This is a genomic window from Alicyclobacillus acidiphilus NBRC 100859, from assembly GCF_001544355.1.
Taxonomy (GTDB): Bacteria; Bacillota; Bacilli; order Alicyclobacillales; family Alicyclobacillaceae; genus Alicyclobacillus; species Alicyclobacillus acidiphilus.
Genome location: NZ_BCQI01000003.1, coordinates 12563 through 28434, shown reverse-complemented (window position 1 = coordinate 28434; position 15872 = coordinate 12563). Strand labels below are relative to the sequence as shown.

The window sequence follows — 15872 nt, the reverse complement described above, 5'->3', positions numbered from 1 at the left end:
AAGTCGTCTCATGTAGGTCTATCAATTTGCCGGCCCGCACAAATTGTTTTTCGACGATTTCCGCGATTCCTGGCATTACCGCAATTGCTGCGGTTCCCTCGACTTCAGCGCCGACTGGCGCCCCGCCAAGAAGAGCCGCATCGCGGATTCCGCAGATCTCGCCGCCCAGTCGGCAGCATTCGCCTGCGCCTCGGCCAAGGATGCAGGCTGTTGCGCCACGGAAAAGAGCGCCGTGACCCCGCGCTGATAGAGCACCCGAGCGTCGTCGGTCACAGCCCCAGACAGGCAGATGACCGGCACGCCAGCCCTCGCCGCCGCAGTCGCAACGCCAAGCACCGCCTTGCCGAACGCGGTCTGGGCATCCGTGCGGCCCTCGCCGGTGAACACGAGATCGGCGGATCGAAGACGGCTATCGAAATCGAGCATGGACAACACCAGCTCAATTCCGCCGACGAGTTTCGCGCCAAGGCCCGCGACGAACGCCGCGCCAAGGCCCCCTGCGGCACCAGCGCCAGGCAGCTGCCCGAGAACGTCCACGCCACTGGCGTCCGTCAGTGCGCTGCCAAGCTTGAACAGTACCGCATCCAACTCCGGAATCCACTCCGGCCGAACCCCTTTTTGCGGTCCATAGACCGCGGTCGCGCCCTCTGGCCCGCACAGCGGATTGGCCACGTCGCAGGCCACGCGGATGGAAGCTTCCCGAATGGCCGGATGCAGCAAAGACAGATCCAGTCTCCGCACCGCCCGGCAAGTGTCCGGCGTCGCCCGTGTGATTTCCTGTCCCGCGGCGTCCCACAATCTGGCGCCAAGTGCCTGCAGCATGCCCATGCCGCAATCGTTTGTCGCGCTCCCACCCAGCCCCACGACAAACTGCCGAAACCCCGCGTCGAGCGCGTGGCGCAGCATGTCGCCGACTCCGTGCGTGCTGGCGTTCCACACGTCCAATTCCGTCGAGGCGACCAGCCCAAGTCCCGACGTCGAGGCGACATCCATCACGACCGTGCCATCCGGCAGAACGCCGTATGCCGCCGTGACGATCCGTCCCAGCGGATCGCGCACCTCGACTTCGACCCGGCGGCCGCCTTGCGCCGCGATCATCGCCTCCGCCGTTCCTTCACCGCCATCGGCGATGGGCACCACCCGAACCGTGCAGTCCGGATCCGCCCGCCGAATGCCGGACGCCATCGCCTCCGCCGCCGATCGAGCCGTCAATGAGCCCTTAAATGAATCTGGTGCGACGAGAACGTTCACCGCCATCCCCCATTTCAACATCACTCGTACAATTGCCCGATTCGTGCTATCTTTTGAACAGACCCTCATCTCGCGGGCGAAAGAAATTCATTTTCAACATGTGGTCGGAAGCTGGCAGCATCGTCATCTGTGGACCACAGGCGCGGCCACGGGTGCGCCATGCGGTGCGCCACGGGTGCGCGCGGGTGCGCCGCGGTGGGGACCACAGAGTTATATGGGTACAATCTATCAAAAATCGCACCGACATGGACCGGATACTTCCCAGACAACCCGGAAACTACGGCCGTGTCAGTCGACGAAGCGGCCGCCTGCGTGAAGGCGGGCGACATGAAAGCGGTCACGTTGAAGGCGGACACCTGGAATGCGAGCGGCGCGAACGCGATCGCCATGTTCCATCATCACCGAGGAGGAATTCGAATGACACAATCCAAGACAGTCTACGCTTCAATTGGCGACTACTACCACCCGACGGAACCCATTGAGCAGGCTCTGCAGATTTGGTTTGCACCGCTCGCCGAAAAGGGTTATGAGCTTCGCATCGTCGAGCCGAAAGAGTTGGTTCAACATCTCTCGGAAAATCCCGTCGGTGCTATTCTGTTCAAGGAGAACCGCGTGACACCGAACGAAGAAGACAAACATCTTTGGATGGGGCCCACCGAAGAGGAAGCCATCACGACGTATGTTCGTCAAGGCGGCGCCTGGCTGGCATGGCACGCCGGCATGTCTCTGTACCCAGTGCCCGGCGCGTATACCGAGATGCTGAGAGGCTATTTCGATCACCACCCAGCCATGTCCCCGGTCACGTACACGCCGACAGGCAGCCACCCGATTGTTGCTGGTCTTGAACCATTTGAATTCGTCGACGAACACTACTTCGTCGTCGTCCAGACCGGCGAAACAGAAATCCTGGTGACATCGCAGTCCGGCGACGGTGAATCCTACGCTGGCTGGGCTCACGCATATGGAGAAGGCCGCGTCGCCTGCATCACACCTGCACACACACTCGAAGGCATGACTCATCCCGGCGTTCAGGCCCTTCTTCTCAGGGCTTTGCAGTGGTGTATGAAGGAACTGTGATTTGCATGGGGCGACTGGGGCAGACCCCGGCAGACCCCGGCAGACCCCGGCAGACCCCGGCAGACCCCGGCAGACCCCGGCAGACCCCGGCAGACCCGGGGCGAATAAGCGTCTCACAGACGCTTAAATGTGTCGAATCGTCCGATTTGCCCCCGAATAAGCGTCCCACAGAGGCTTAAGTGGTGCAAACCGCGCCATTCCGAGGGCCATAGAGGCAAATAAGCGGCCTGGAGCCGCCTATTTGCCTTCCACCCAGCCATGTCATCGAAATAAGCGTCTGAGCGACGCTTATTTGAACGCACACCTTCACCGGCTGCGCGGGCCTGCCACCCTCCGGCGAGATCAGGTCGCCATAACGGAACTTTTGTCCCTTACGTCGCACTCGCCCGCCGCCCGACGACGCGATCCCGCCCGCACACCGTCGCACTCGCCCGCCGCAACGTTGGAATAACTCCCCTCTTTCATGCTTCTAAGACTTTTGCCCAGCAATGCTCTATCACTCTGCAAAACATATTTAGAAATTTGTTACACATCCGTGAACATGAAGGAAATTGCCGTTTGATGTCGAAATCGGTCAAGTCATTAAATGACAGTTGTCATAATTGAAGGGAAGTGCCTGACGTTGGCAATGCGCGAGCGGATGCAGAAGCCGATTTCGCAAACGAATCCTCGGTCGCCCATTACCGAGTCGTATCGCACAATTCGTACTAACATTCAGTTTGCCAGTGTCGTAGATGAAACAAGCGTGATTCTGGTGACGAGTACGGCCCCAGGCGAGGGCAAGACGTCGACGGCATCCAATCTTGCAGTCGTGTCAGCGGCTGCCGGGAAAAAAGTGTTGTTGATCGACGCCGATATGCGAAAACCGCAAGTGCATCAACGCTTTCAGGTCAGCAACCTGTTTGGGTTGAGCACGGTTTTGATTCGAGAACGTGCGATTGAATCGTGCATCGTGCAAACAGAAACAGAGAATTTATTCTTGCTTACGAGTGGCCCCATTCCACCGAATCCAGCCGAAATGCTTTCAAGTAAGGCGATGGCTGAACTGATTGAATCACTGCGTAAAGTGTATGACTTCATTGTACTTGACACACCGCCGACCTTGTCGGTTTCTGACACGTTGAACCTGACTAGGGTAGTCGATGGCGTCTTGTTCGTCGTGGATTCGCAACGCACCAATCGGAATCTTGTCCGACGTGCGATCCAATCGTTGCAGCAGGTTGACGCTCGGGTTCTCGGCGTTGTTCTGAATCGCGCAAAGCGAAAGAAGAACGAGTCGTACTACTACTATTACTCGTCTGATACGAGTGTATCTGTATAAAGCGATCGCATCAAAGACGTCCGGTGTCGGAGAAGATCGGGCAACCTCCGGAAAGGTGTAACAAACCATGGAAGAAATCGAACTGAGGCAATATTGGCAGATCATCCGTCGCAATTGGATTCTTGTGATCTCTATCCCGATTATCGCGGTCATCGTCAGCGGCATTTTGTCGTTCATGGTGATAAAACCGCAGTATGAGGCGGACACGACGCTCTTGGTCAATCAGCAGATCACGGGCGACACGCAACTCAATCTGCTGAGCGACATTCAGGCGAACCAGGCCCTGGTCAACACGTACAGCGCCATCATCAAAAGCGCTTCGCTCGAAGACGAAGTCATTCAACAGTTGCATTTGCCGTATTCACAGAGTGTGCTCGATGGCATGGTCTCTGTATCTTCACCAACGCAGAGTCAGGTGATTGATGTCAAAGTCATTGCACCGAGTGAGTCTCAGGCGGTTGCCGTGGCCAATCAATTGGCATCGGATTTTCAAAAACGAGCTGAGACGTTGATGAATGTGCAGAACGTGCAAATCGTCGACAAAGCGGTCCAGCCGTCCGTTGCGAAGCCAGTGAAGCCAAACAAGAAGCTGAATCTTGCCATTGCCTTGATCCTCGGGATTCTCGTCAGTGTCGGCATTGCGTTCATGCGGGAATATCTCGACAATCGTCTTCGCACGGAAGACGACGTGGCACGTTACTTGAATGTTCCGGTACTTGGCGTTGTTCCGGATTACGAGTCGATGAAGTAAGCTGCTGCCACCATCTCATATGCAAATATACGGGCCTGTCCATGGTGAAATTCGGCAGGCCCGTTCTCATTGGCCTATGCTAAAATAGCGTATGGAGATTACATGCAGAGGCTTCCGACCGGGCAAAATAGATAGAATGGCCGGATGACCTCTCGAGCCTAGGAGATAGAGCACGATGTTGATAACGGACATACACGCTCACGTGTTACCCGGCCTTGACGACGGCCCAAAGGATATGGATTCCTCCGTCGCCCTCCTCAACAGCATGCAGCAGACACACACGGATAGGGTGTTCTGTACATCCCACTTCCGCAGTCCGCACTTTGCGGTAGAAATCGCGGACATGGACCAAGCGTTCGATCACCTTTCAACCCATCGATCGCAGCATCCATCTCACCAGAACACATCCGTCACACTCGAACGCGGAGCCGAAGTTCGACTTGCTCCCTCGCTCGCAGACGATATCCGCGACGGGCATATTCCCACGCTTGGTAACACGAGATACGTTCTCGTCGAATTTGCCACAGCCGAGATCACGGACTTGGCACTGTCGTTCTTATATGAATTGTCCATTCGCCACCTGATTCCCATCGTGGCGCACCCGGAACGCAACATCGCCATACAACGCGATCCGAGCTTGATTGACACATTGCGGGATTCCGGCGTCCTCATGCAGGGGACAGCGCAGTGCTTTGTTTCCGAGGAAGGTGTATCCAACCACCGATCGTTCAAACTCGCCTGGAACCTGCTCGAACAGGGAAAACTGGACGTGATTGCCTCCGACGCCCACAACACGACCACGCGCCCGCCTGGTCTGATGGACGCGTATGATCGCATCGCAGCCAAATTCGGCGACGACGTGACGGAAACTCTCATCGCCAACGCCAATGCGATATGGGACAATGGCGAGTGTCAACCCGTCGAAGTCAAAACGCGAACAGGCCGGTCGGGGCTTCGCGGCTTGTTCGCGAGATCGTAAGCGGAAGTAACGGGACAGGAGGCGTGGTGTGCCGAACGGTCGCTGGCAGGCCCTCGCAAGATGGTGGCCGGCCGACCGCCGGATGGATGACGGCGATCTGATTGGGATCCGATCGCGGCACGTCAGCCTCCCAAGGCCCGTTCCATCGCCTGAATCTCCTGCGGTGTAAATTGCGACAAGATTTGCTGCTTGATGGCGTCCTTTTGAGCTGTGGTCAACTTGCCGCGGTTCGCGTACGCTTGCGCAAAGTAAAGCAGCTGCTGTGTCGTGAAGTGACTCATCGCATATTGGATAACCTGCTGTTCACTCGTGAACTTCGGCACATCGGAATCATTCGCACCCGAGCCCGATTCTCCGTTCGCTCCGGGGTTACCCGCAGCCGATCCCGTGGAGGCTCCCGGTTTCGACGAATCTCCCCCGCCTTGAGTTCCCTGCAATTCGCTCTGCGCTGAACCAGAATTCGCCCCGCTTGCGCCGCTTGATGATGCACCTCGTGTGGCAGATGTGGTATTTGCGTTCGCGATCGATTGACCGACTGTGGCCAGTGCGGCGCTGACGGCGTTCGCTTGCGAACCCGATCCAGCCGAGCCAAAGGTCGAACCGGATCCAGATTTGCCCTGCTTGAGCATGTGTGAAATCGCGTCGTTGATCTCTTGCTTGGTCTGTGGTTGGCTCAACAGCGAGACGACTTGATCGGCGGCAATCTCTTTGAGACGATGCTGTCCATACCAGCCTCCTGCCGCCGCGACGATCACGACGGCAGAGACAACCCACATCCATTTCTTCATAGCGATCTCCCTTCACGCGTCCTTGCTTGCTCCGCGATCCATCCGCCGCGTGCCGTGTCCATTACTGCGGTTGGTTGGTCATGCCTGCCACGAAATTCAACGTCCAGACTGGACTTTTCCAATTGCTCGTGACCTTCGCCCTATCGAGTGCCTGCATCACATACCAAATCGGCATATACGTCGTCTTTTTCTTAGACGTTGGGTCGATTGCAGTCATCGTTGGCACTTTTTCGACGACTTTGCCATCAAGCGAGATCGGCACGCCCGTCCCGATCTTCAGGTTGCTGTAATCCGGGTTCACCTGTGCCGGAGCTTGAATGCCCCAACCGCTCCCGCTCCACGTGTTCGTGAAGCCGATGGCGTTGAGCGCCTTCATCGCGTACCAAATGGGAACGTATGTGGTGCCGCCGTGGACCAGGCCAGGAACTTCGTACTTTGGCACGCCATTGACGTCGATTTCCACGGTCAAGTAACCTTTCCACGAAGGCGTTGGCCCTTTCGGAATGCCTGTCATACTATTCGATCCCGCCCCCGAGCTTGTGCCCGCAGACGATGTTGTTCCACTTCCTGAGTCCGTCGTGTTCGGGGCTGCGATCACGAAATCGGGATCGGACGTGATGGACAACGTCACCTGTCCCGCAGCGACCGTCGCTTGCACTGGCGTGAGCGAACCATCGGCATTGACTTTCAACACCTGCGCGCCTGCTGGAATATGGCTGCTGGTCACGGTGATGGTGATGGGCACGGTCGGTGCGGCGCCAGAGAACGAAACGCCGAACGTCGCAAGCGGCGCGAGTGTCGCGTAGCTGGCGTTCGCCGCGAGGAGACTTGACAGGTCCGAGGCGGTCCCGGATACGACGCTGATCGTCTCCGGCTGCGAAAACGCGCCTGCTGGCACGTTAATGGTGACGTTGGCACCGGACACCGGCACTTGAAACGTCTGCGCCGCGGAAGTAACGTTCAGCGTTTGCAGGAGAGTCGAGAATGCGTTGCCCGACCCAACGGGAACAGTTGGTGTCGTAGCGGCCCCGGAATCTCCTCCTCCACTTGCGCCCCCAACAGCACCGCCGACACCTGCCGATCCGGAGGAAGCAGACGGTCCTGAGGCGGAGAAGATGGCTTGGATATTCGCGTAAGGCGCCATATACGCGACAAAATCGGCATGCAGCGTCTCAGCGGCCTGAATCGCTGTTTCACCCTGCAGTTGGCCGAAAATGGTCACCGCATTGTTCACGATCGAAGACAGGAAGCCAACCACGTCCGACTCCTGAACGCTGGGGTTAAGTGTCGTCATGGTTGTCACAATCGAGGTAACCAAATCCGAAGCATTGACAGAAGAAAAGCTGACCAAAGATTCAAGGTCAGGTTTCAAGGCAACTGCCACCTGCTGCTGCCAAGCGCTTGGCGCATCCGTCCCGAACAAAACTTCATTCCAGTTGAATGTTGGAGATTGGATAATCGACAGAACGCCTGAGGCCAACGATTGTCCTGTTGAACTTTGAATCAGTTGTTGATCTGTCGTGATGGTTTGCTCCAAATCGGATATCGAAGTAGTTCCTGCCATGGCAACCTGCGAGGAAAACGCGATGCCGCCAACGGTGGACAACGTGAGAATCGCTATCGGAACTGATCTGACATATTTGGATATGTTCATGTTAACCTCCCAGGGCGTCCACACGTCATCAATCCATGCTGAGCCCTCTTTAGGATTCGACACTCCATCGTCAACCCCTGCCCAATTGCTGGATTCACCGAAACCCACAGAAAGAGAGACCCCCGCTCAACTGTCGGAGGTCTCTGGTAACACGAGGAATCCATGATTAGGAAACAGTAACATGTGCGCTGTACACAACAAGCCCGTGTACCGTCGCAGTGAGAATGCCCGTTTGTCCAGTCGTGAGTTGCGTGGTGACCGTGCCCGATGAATCAACGGAGACCGGGGTCTCGTTGAACGTCCACGTCACATGGGACGCTGGAATCGTCAATCCGCTCAGAAGACCAGGGGCGCTGCTCGACAGTTGCAGTTGGAGTGTACCACCCGTCGAGATGGACGTGATCGGGTCGAACATCGTGTTTCCTACCGCATTCACCAATGCGTCTTCTGCGGCCTTGAACCCACTGAGTGCGCTCAGTCTCTGATAGATTCCCGAAATGTCCGAGACGCTCAGACCATACTCACCGAGTAAGCCTTGGAACGTGGTGTCATTCGTTGCGGCCGTGGTGAGCGCATCTTCCAGGATGGCGGAGCCTGAGACAGGAGTTCCAGAATCGAGCGCGTCGAGTGCGGCCTGCGGAAGAGCAGACTTGAACTCATTGTAGAACGCATAAAGATTGTCCACCGTAATGTTGCTATCGAGACCGTTGAGCTGTTCATAGATTTCATACAACGGATCCGTGGAACCCGACAGACTGCCGCTGCTTGCATCCGCGCTTGCACTCGATGAAATGTTCGTAAACGTGAGAAGCGGTAGGATGTCGGCTCCGGCATCGATCAATTTTTGTTCATTCGAAGACACCCCGGCATAGGTTGAACCGTACAGAATTTGCGCAATTTGATCCTTGCTCAGCCCATGTAACGTCGCTTCAAAACTCTCCACAGCCTGTAAACCGTTCGGGATCGTCTCGTTGTCCTCAAGCTGGGAGTGGATAGATGCGAGCTCAGCATTCAGATGTTCCAGCGTGGCAACTTCGTCGGAAGAAAGCGTGACGGAACTGCTGCCACCACCAGGGTTGCTACCGCCGCCAGGATTGCTGCCGGAGTTGCCGCCAGTGCTGCCACCACCGCCGGTACTACCACCAGTGCTCCCACCGCCGCCAACTGCTCCACCGCCAGCTGCACCACCGCCACTGCCGCTGAGGCCAGTGCCAGTCGCTTCGCCAGTGATCGTTGTCACGCTACCCGATCCCGCCACTTGCACCGCCACCGCCGCTTGGTTTGCCAAGGTGGAAATGGTGCCGTTGTTCGTGATGGAAATCGCATCCGCTGCAGCATTCGCTGAAATCGTCAACGTGCCGACCGAAGCACCTTGATCGACAACGATGTTGACCTTGGTCTTCGAGTTCACCGTGATCGATTTCACGGTGCCCGTCACTTCCACCGTATTCGTACCGTCGACGTTCACCACGGTGTAACCATCGCCTGCGAGTACCACCGGCGCAGTCGAATCGTCATTGACCGGGCCGACCGTCCCACCTGTGACGTTCAGCGTAACGGTGTTGGCATCGTTTGTGCTCGTCAACTGGATGGAACCAATTGAACTGTCCACAATGTCGACGTCCACCGGTGTGCTCGTATGCACGTCCACTGACGACGCGGTCGTGTTGGTCAAGTGAACGGAGTGATCAGCACCGGACAAAACGACGATTCGCCCGCTGACGGTGACGTTCGACAAAGTGACAGTGCCGTTGGCGCCGGGATCAAGGAACACATCTCCGCTCACATTGAGGTTCTGCAGGGTCACGCCGTTACCCTTGACCCAGACGTCCTGCTTGAGCGTTTGTGCCGAACCTGACGCAGGCCCAAGCGAACCTGTCGTCACAACCTTAGGCGACGTCGCAGCGAGCACATGCGTATTGCCGTTCCATGAGACCTGGACACCGAGCGTGTCGAGAACCTGTTGCAAGTAATAGACTGGAACATATGTCGTCGGCTTCGCTTTGGGACCACCTGCGGGATCCTTCTGCACGATGGTGTTGATCTTCTTGATGACCGTCCCGTTGACCAAGATCGTCGTGTTGCCTGTGCCGACCGACAGCGTCGAAAAATCGTAGTTTTTCTGGCTGCTGGTCAATGCCCATGTTTTCGAGCCGCCATCCCATGTCGCCGTGAAGCCAACTTGCTTCAAAGCTTCATCCAAATAGTAGATGGGCATGTACGTCGTATTGACGGACCCTTCCTTTTGTACGATCCCGTATGGCTTCACAATGACTTTTCCATCAAGCGATATGCTCGACAAAAACTGGCTGTTGCTCGTCGATGTCGCAGCAAAGGCTACGGGGGCCACCGTGCTCAAACTAACAAGGGCGGCGATGGTTCCTATCAACTTTCTATTCACTCAATTCCCTCCGCTCCATACGAATCCTACTTCGATACTCCTATGTATCTCCGTGGGTCGTAGTGATGAAAAGTCCTGTTTCGACACGCGGATATAGCCACGTGAACCCTAATATACAACTGCTACCTATTCTACGCGAATATTGCATCCATAGGAAGTATATTGTAACAAGATTTTGCACTCTTTCGCGTGATTCGACAGGATTTCGCGGGTGACGGTCTAAGGATCGAGCGTTTTGCAGATTGATAGAGCGTTGCTGGGCGATAGGGGCGGCGGGCGGCGGGCTTGCGCGGCATAAGGGAATAAGATCCGTTACAGTGGCGCGATCGCGGCGGAATGCGGCAGACGAGTGCGACGTAAGGGACAAAAGTTCCGTTACGGTCGCCCGACGCCGTGGGCGGACTGCTGCCGGCGAAGGTGGACGGCAGTCTGCGGAGGGAGAACAAAGGTGAACGGTCAAATAAGCGTCTCTCAGACGCTTATTTCGGAGAAATGACCGGATGGAAAGCAAATAAGCGTCGCCAGGACGCTTATTTGCCTCCACTACCCCCAACACGAAGCAGGTTCCTTCACTTAAGCGCCTGACGGCCGCCTATTTGGCGCAAATCCGCTGATTCGACACATTTAAGCGTCCTTCAGCCGCTTATTCGCACCCCGCTCACCCCGCTCACCCCGCTCACCCCGCTCACCCCGCTCACCCCCGCCCCGGTCGTCTCTGCTACGGTCGCGTTTCGCGGTTCACACATACCACGAATACTTTCAGAACCTTCTGCCGTTCCCCCTCCGTTCCCCCTCCGTTCCCCCTCCGTTCCCCCTCCGTTCCCCCTCCGTTCCCCCTCCGTTCCCCCTCCGTTCCGCACCCAGCTCGCCGCACCCGCAGTTGACCAGGTCGTCTCTCATCTATTTCGCTAGTAGAAAAATTCGTTGCACATGAGAAATTTGTCGGTCTGGAAAAATCCTGTCGAATCTATATAATTTGTCTGTAGAGATAAACTGCGCACCGCCAACCAGCAACCAGAACTAGAAAGCATAGAGATGCGAAGCTGTGTCAGGGGTTAAGACGGGAGGACTCGATATGGGCCAACGGGTAAGTGCATCGAGTCGCTTGCTCGGACGAGTACTGGACTTTTGTGTCATATTACTTTCTTTCCAATGCACGTACTTCATCATCTCTCCACTGCTTCATCACGCTATCTTCAGAAGTCACGGCCGAACCTATTACGAGACGTTCCTCGCGATGATGATCTGCTGGGTCCTCTCCATCGTATTCGTCGGCGAGTATCCAGTCAGGCGGTTGAACCCGTTTGTACGCGAGGTTTCAGCCGTGATTCGAATCAATCTTGTCGGGGCGCTTGGGTTCGCGTTTGTGTCGTACGCGCTGCGGCTCGAATTGAGTCGAATGTTCCTGGCAATCAGCATCATCGACATCACGGTTCTGATGTTGTGTGTTCGCCTTCTGTTGCGGGTCGCCTTGGAACTGGCGAGGGCAAACGGAAGAAACACGCGCACGCGATTGATCATCGGCAGCACGCCGTCGACGCATGACTACTTGAACAGAACCATTGGGCATCCTGAGTTGGGACTTCGCGTGATCGGCTACTTGGATGATCAACCAAACGGTCTGGATGCCGATTACTTGGGTAGAATTGAGGAATTGCGCAACGTCCTGAAAGAACATCGAGTCGACGCGGTGGTTTTGGGACTGGTCGTCTCGCACCCTGCGTTTGAGTTGGTCATCAGGGAGTGCGAGCTCCAGGGTGTGCAGGTGGAGTTGATGCTGGACAGCATTTCGTCGCGTATCGCCAACAGTACGCTGGTGGACGGGGCTGGCGGTGTACCGTTTCTGGTGATCGCGCAGACACCGCACACGTCTGAGCAACTGCTCCTCAAGCGGGCCACGGACCTTCTTGTGTCATGGATCGCGCTTGTGATCCTGTCGCCAGTCATGCTCGTGATCGCCGTGCTCATCAAGCTGGATGATCGCGGACCTGTCTTTTTCAAACAAGCCCGTTCCGGTCTGAACGGCAAGACGTTCACGATGTACAAGTTCCGCTCGATGCGCACGGACGCCGAAGCGATTCGCCACAAGCTGCTCCATCTGAACGAAATGGACGGGCCTGTGTTCAAGATCAAAAATGATCCGCGGATCACCCGCATAGGCAGGTTTTTGCGCAAGACGAGCCTGGACGAGCTCCCGCAGTTTTTCAACGTGCTGCGGGGCGAGATGAGCCTGGTCGGGCCGCGCCCGCCGCTCCCGTCCGAGGTCAATCAATATGATCCCCAACATCGGCGCCGCTTGAGCGTCAAACCTGGGCTGACGTGTCTTTGGCAGATCAGCGGGCGCAACGAAATCAATTTCCAGGAGTGGGTCGATCTCGATCTCGCATACATCGACAACTGGAGTTATATAGGTGATCTGAAGATTATCGCGAAGACCATTCCGGCGGTCCTGCGCAGGCGCGGCGCGAGCTGACAGCTCGGCGTTGGCGCCGACTGCTCCGCGGATTCCTTCGGAAGAGTGAGTCGGAAGAGTTAGGATGTGGACTCGTTGACAGCGAATCGAATTGGCCTCTTCTATATCGTGACAATGTTCTACTGGTTTTCCACGTACACGTACGTCCCTCTGTTGTCCCCCTATGTACTCGCGCTCGGCGGGTCTCTGACCATGTCGGGCGTGATTATCGGCTCCTACGGATTCTCTCAAATGCTCGTACGGATACCGCTAGGCGTATGGTCGGATCGGTTGGGCACGCGCAAGCCGTTCATCATCGCCGGGATCGTGGTTGGAATTGTGAGCTCGCTCGGTTTCGCCCTCACCAGTTCCGTCTGGGCAGCGCTCGTGTTCCGTCTGCTGGCGGGCGTCGCGGCAGGAAGCTGGGTGGTGTTCACCGTCCTCTACGCGAGCTATCACGATGCCGATCACGCCCCGAAAGCGATGGGCGTCATCAGCTTCTTCACATCCATCGGCCAGTTGCTCGCTACCACGCTCGGCGGGTTGGTGGCGCAGCGGTTCGGGTGGCACTCGGCGTTCTGGCTGGCCGTCGGAGGCGGCTGTGTCAGTCTCATCTGCTCGTTTGGCATCCGCGATCGCGCGCCGGATCCGGGCAGCGCAAAAATCCAACCGCGCGAACTGGTGGCGGTGGGCCGGGATCGCATCGTGATCGGCGTGTCCGCGCTTGCGGTTCTCGCACAGGTCATCACCTTTTCCACGATGTTCGGATTCACGCCTCAGGCAGCCACTGCGCTCGGCGCCAACAAGGCCGATTTGAGCCTGCTGACCTTGGCGTCGACGCTGCCAAACGCCTTCGCGTCCCTGTACAGCGGCGGCATTCTCTCGCGCCGCCTCGGCGAACGAAACGTCGTGGCTCTCGGATTTGCCATCGCGGCCGTGTTCACGCTCGCGATTCCGCTGCTGCCTTCGCTCGGCTGGCTGTACCTCACCCAAGCCGCGAACGGGCTCGGGCAAGGTCTGTGTATGCCTGTGCTCATGGGGCTCGCCATCAAACATATCGATCCCGCCCGCCGCGCGACGGCCATGGGCTTTTACCAGGCCATCTACTCGCTCGGCATGTTTGGCGGGCCAGCCATTGTCGGCTGGCTCGGCAACGCGTTTCACCTTAGCACAGGATTTTATGTCATTGCCTGCGTCAGCTTCGCGGCCTTCGTCGCGACATTCTGGCTGGCGCCAAAGCGCTCTACAGTCGCTCCAGTTCGTCGCGAAGCGTCGACACGTCGATGAAGTGCATGCCGGCCACGGCGCGTATTTCCGACGCGACGAAGCCTGCCGTCGAAAGGACGAGGAATTTCTTTCCGCGCGCCCGCAGCAACTGCAGTGGGCGTTCAAAGTCGCCGTCGCCGCTGACCAGGATAGCCATGTCGTAATTGTCGATGGTGTTAAACATATCGAGGACGATCTCAATATCGAGGTTTGCCTTACGGGTAATGGAACCATCGTCTTGCAAAATTTCTTTGATTTCTTTCGTCACCAGTGAGTAACCGCTGTAGGTCAACATGTCCAAGTACTTCTGCTCACGGAGATCGGACGGCGCACTTTTACCAATGTAATAAAAGGCGTCGACCAATTCCCCTTTGGACGCCGCCCAATCTCGCAACTTCTGTGCGTCAATATTCCATTTCAGTTTGTCCCTTTGCATGTAATAGTAGTTTGCGCCGTCGACAAATAAGGTGACTCTCATGGTTGTCTATTCGTTCCTCTCTTCGATGCTGTCATTGGACTTGAAATCATCATAACCGTGCGCGTGCTTGAACGCTAGAGATCAGACGCAGGAATTGAAAATGATTCTCCGGCAGACGCAAACAACACCTCGTGGACGACGAGCGAAGACGCGCCAACGGCTACTGCGTTCACGCTCCCCATCCGCACCGGAACCCGTTTGTTCATCAGTAACGCGCGGTGTTTCAGCACGCGATCGATCTCGGGCAAGAGAAATGTCGCCGCCCCGACGATGCTGCCGCCGAGCACGATCTCGTCCGGATTCAACGCGTTCAGAATGTTCGCAATGCCAAATCCCAGATTCTGCCCCAACGCGTGCAAGGCGCGAATATAGGCGCGGTTGTCCCGCTGCGCTTGCGTCAACGCCTGTTCCATGACCGAGGTGTCTGGCGACAGCTTCGGATCCGCTTCGCCTGACTCGCGCAGATACCGCAGCAGACTCCGCTCCGATGCGTATTCCTCCCAGCATCCATAGCCGCCGCACATACAACTGGCGCCCATGGGATGGATGGTCATATGTCCAAATTCCCCCGCGATGCCATCGCGGCCGCGATACAACTTGCCGTCGATGACCATGCCGGCCCCGACGCCAATGCCGGCATTGATATACACGATGTTCTTCAATCTGGTGCCCTGACCCACGAACTCGTTCCACACGCCGCAATTGGCGTCGTTCTCAAAATACAGGGGAATGGGAATTTGTCCAGCCAGTTCCGAGCGAATGTCCCATTCTCCAAGAAATGTATTCGGCAGATAGTAGACGATCCCCGACTGAAAATTGACCATGCCTGGGAATGCCACACACGCGCCGACAATCCCGTAAGGACTGTCGGGCGCGGCATCCATGGCCTGCCGGATCTCGTCGACGATCACCTCCACAATGTGGCCTCGGGCATCGTCGGCAGTCTCGCCCCGTGGAATCTGACTGACTCGCCGATACACCGACTCGCCGCGGATATTGCACACCACCGTGGTCACGTGCGACAGCTGGACGTCGAGCCCAATGGCGTACGCCGCATTGCCGTTAAATCGCAACAAAATGGGCTTGCGACCGCCGCTGGAAGAACCATAGCCAATCTCGACAACCAATTGCTCTGCAATCAACTCGTCGACAATGTTGGACACGGTCGCTTTGTTCAGCCCCGTCATTTGCGAGATGTCAATTCTCGACGTGGTTCTCATATCGCGTACGAGTTTCAGCACCGTAGCCCGATTCATCCGGCGCATAGCCGATGCGTCGATATTCGATTGCATGGACGCCGGTCACTCCTTAAAGCCGCCTATCGAATCTATTGCAAACAGGACTCGAATGCCATAGCATGCATAATAGGAAGATCATAGTCGATTGTTACCGAATCAGGTTATGTGTTCTTAGTATACGCTGTCCGTTCCCGTAACTAAAGTGACTCAAAAGTA

General features: G+C 56.7%; 12 protein-coding genes. 6 read left to right on the top strand and 6 right to left on the bottom strand.

Annotation, left to right across the window (positions count from 1 at the left end; translation table 11 throughout):
• Nucleotides 1-75 precede the first annotated feature (75 nt).
• Nucleotides 76-1257, bottom strand: coding sequence for a glycerate kinase (locus AAC01S_RS01955; RefSeq protein WP_245630023.1), 1182 nt, complete (start codon nt 1255-1257; stop codon nt 76-78).
• Nucleotides 1258-1446: 189 nt separating this feature from the next.
• On the opposite strand from AAC01S_RS01955, the gene AAC01S_RS01950 reads away from it, so the two are divergent.
• From AAC01S_RS01950 to AAC01S_RS01935, 4 genes are all read left to right on the top strand, one after another.
• Nucleotides 1447-2328 (top strand): ThuA domain-containing protein, encoded by an 882-nt coding sequence (locus AAC01S_RS01950; RefSeq protein WP_169793992.1) that lies wholly within the window; start codon nt 1447-1449, stop codon nt 2326-2328.
• A gap of 628 nt (nt 2329-2956) precedes the next feature.
• The gene (locus AAC01S_RS01945) at nt 2957-3649 is read left to right on the top strand and encodes a CpsD/CapB family tyrosine-protein kinase (protein WP_067618232.1); all 693 of its coding nucleotides are present in this window, start codon (nt 2957-2959) and stop codon (nt 3647-3649) included.
• A gap of 67 nt (nt 3650-3716) precedes the next feature.
• Nucleotides 3717-4400 (top strand): YveK family protein, encoded by a 684-nt coding sequence (locus AAC01S_RS01940; RefSeq protein ID WP_067617952.1) that lies wholly within the window; start codon nt 3717-3719, stop codon nt 4398-4400.
• 175 nt (nt 4401-4575) lie between these two features.
• Entirely contained in the window at nt 4576-5379 is an 804-nt protein-coding gene (locus AAC01S_RS01935; RefSeq protein ID WP_067617949.1) for a tyrosine-protein phosphatase, read from the top strand.
• A gap of 122 nt (nt 5380-5501) precedes the next feature.
• Here AAC01S_RS01935 and AAC01S_RS01930 read toward each other — a convergent pair whose 3' ends face one another.
• The 3 genes from AAC01S_RS01930 to AAC01S_RS01920 form a co-directional block, all read right to left on the bottom strand.
• Nucleotides 5502-6167 (bottom strand): hypothetical protein, encoded by a 666-nt coding sequence (locus tag AAC01S_RS01930; RefSeq protein WP_067617946.1) that lies wholly within the window; start codon nt 6165-6167, stop codon nt 5502-5504.
• A 61-nt stretch (nt 6168-6228) separates the two neighbouring features.
• Nucleotides 6229-7821, bottom strand: a complete 1593-nt coding sequence (locus AAC01S_RS01925; protein WP_067617943.1) for a hypothetical protein — start codon at nt 7819-7821, stop codon at nt 6229-6231.
• Nucleotides 7822-7987: 166 nt separating this feature from the next.
• Entirely contained in the window at nt 7988-10222 is a 2235-nt protein-coding gene (locus tag AAC01S_RS01920; RefSeq protein ID WP_067617940.1) for a stalk domain-containing protein, read from the bottom strand.
• 1075 nt (nt 10223-11297) lie between these two features.
• On the opposite strand from AAC01S_RS01920, the gene AAC01S_RS01915 reads away from it, so the two are divergent.
• Together AAC01S_RS01915 and AAC01S_RS01910 are read left to right on the top strand one after the other, a co-directional pair.
• The gene (locus AAC01S_RS01915) at nt 11298-12695 is read left to right on the top strand and encodes a sugar transferase (protein WP_067617937.1); all 1398 of its coding nucleotides are present in this window, start codon (nt 11298-11300) and stop codon (nt 12693-12695) included.
• Between the two features lie 75 nt (nt 12696-12770).
• Complete coding sequence (locus tag AAC01S_RS01910; RefSeq protein ID WP_245630022.1) at nt 12771-13961, top strand: MFS transporter; 1191 nt, start codon at nt 12771-12773, stop codon at nt 13959-13961.
• Here AAC01S_RS01910 and AAC01S_RS01905 read toward each other — a convergent pair.
• Entirely contained in the window at nt 13918-14418 is a 501-nt protein-coding gene (locus AAC01S_RS01905; RefSeq protein ID WP_067617931.1) for a LabA-like NYN domain-containing protein, read from the bottom strand. The genes AAC01S_RS01910 and AAC01S_RS01905 overlap by 44 nt on opposite strands.
• 74 nt (nt 14419-14492) lie before the next feature.
• Complete coding sequence (locus tag AAC01S_RS01900) at nt 14493-15710, bottom strand: ROK family protein (protein ID WP_067617928.1); 1218 nt, start codon at nt 15708-15710, stop codon at nt 14493-14495.
• Between the last annotated feature and the right edge of the window lie 162 nt (nt 15711-15872).

What these genes read in the sequence shown, in the direction of transcription:
- AAC01S_RS01935 (WP_067617949.1), top strand. Translation starts at nt 4,576, where the DNA reads ATGTTGATAACGGACATACACGCTCACGTGTTACCCGGCCTTGACGAC.
- AAC01S_RS01915 (WP_067617937.1), top strand. Translation starts at nt 11,298, where the DNA reads ATGGGCCAACGGGTAAGTGCATCGAGTCGCTTGCTCGGACGAGTACTG.
- AAC01S_RS01900 (WP_067617928.1), bottom strand. Translation starts at nt 15,710, where the DNA reads ATGCAATCGAATATCGACGCATCGGCTATGCGCCGGATGAATCGGGCT.
- AAC01S_RS01945 (WP_067618232.1), top strand. Translation starts at nt 2,957, where the DNA reads ATGCGCGAGCGGATGCAGAAGCCGATTTCGCAAACGAATCCTCGGTCG.
- AAC01S_RS01940 (WP_067617952.1), top strand. Translation starts at nt 3,717, where the DNA reads ATGGAAGAAATCGAACTGAGGCAATATTGGCAGATCATCCGTCGCAAT.
- AAC01S_RS01930 (WP_067617946.1), bottom strand. Translation starts at nt 6,167, where the DNA reads ATGAAGAAATGGATGTGGGTTGTCTCTGCCGTCGTGATCGTCGCGGCG.
- AAC01S_RS01955 (WP_245630023.1), bottom strand. Translation starts at nt 1,257, where the DNA reads ATGGCGGTGAACGTTCTCGTCGCACCAGATTCATTTAAGGGCTCATTG.
- AAC01S_RS01925 (WP_067617943.1), bottom strand. Translation starts at nt 7,821, where the DNA reads ATGAACATATCCAAATATGTCAGATCAGTTCCGATAGCGATTCTCACG.
- AAC01S_RS01905 (WP_067617931.1), bottom strand. Translation starts at nt 14,418, where the DNA reads ATGAGAGTCACCTTATTTGTCGACGGCGCAAACTACTATTACATGCAA.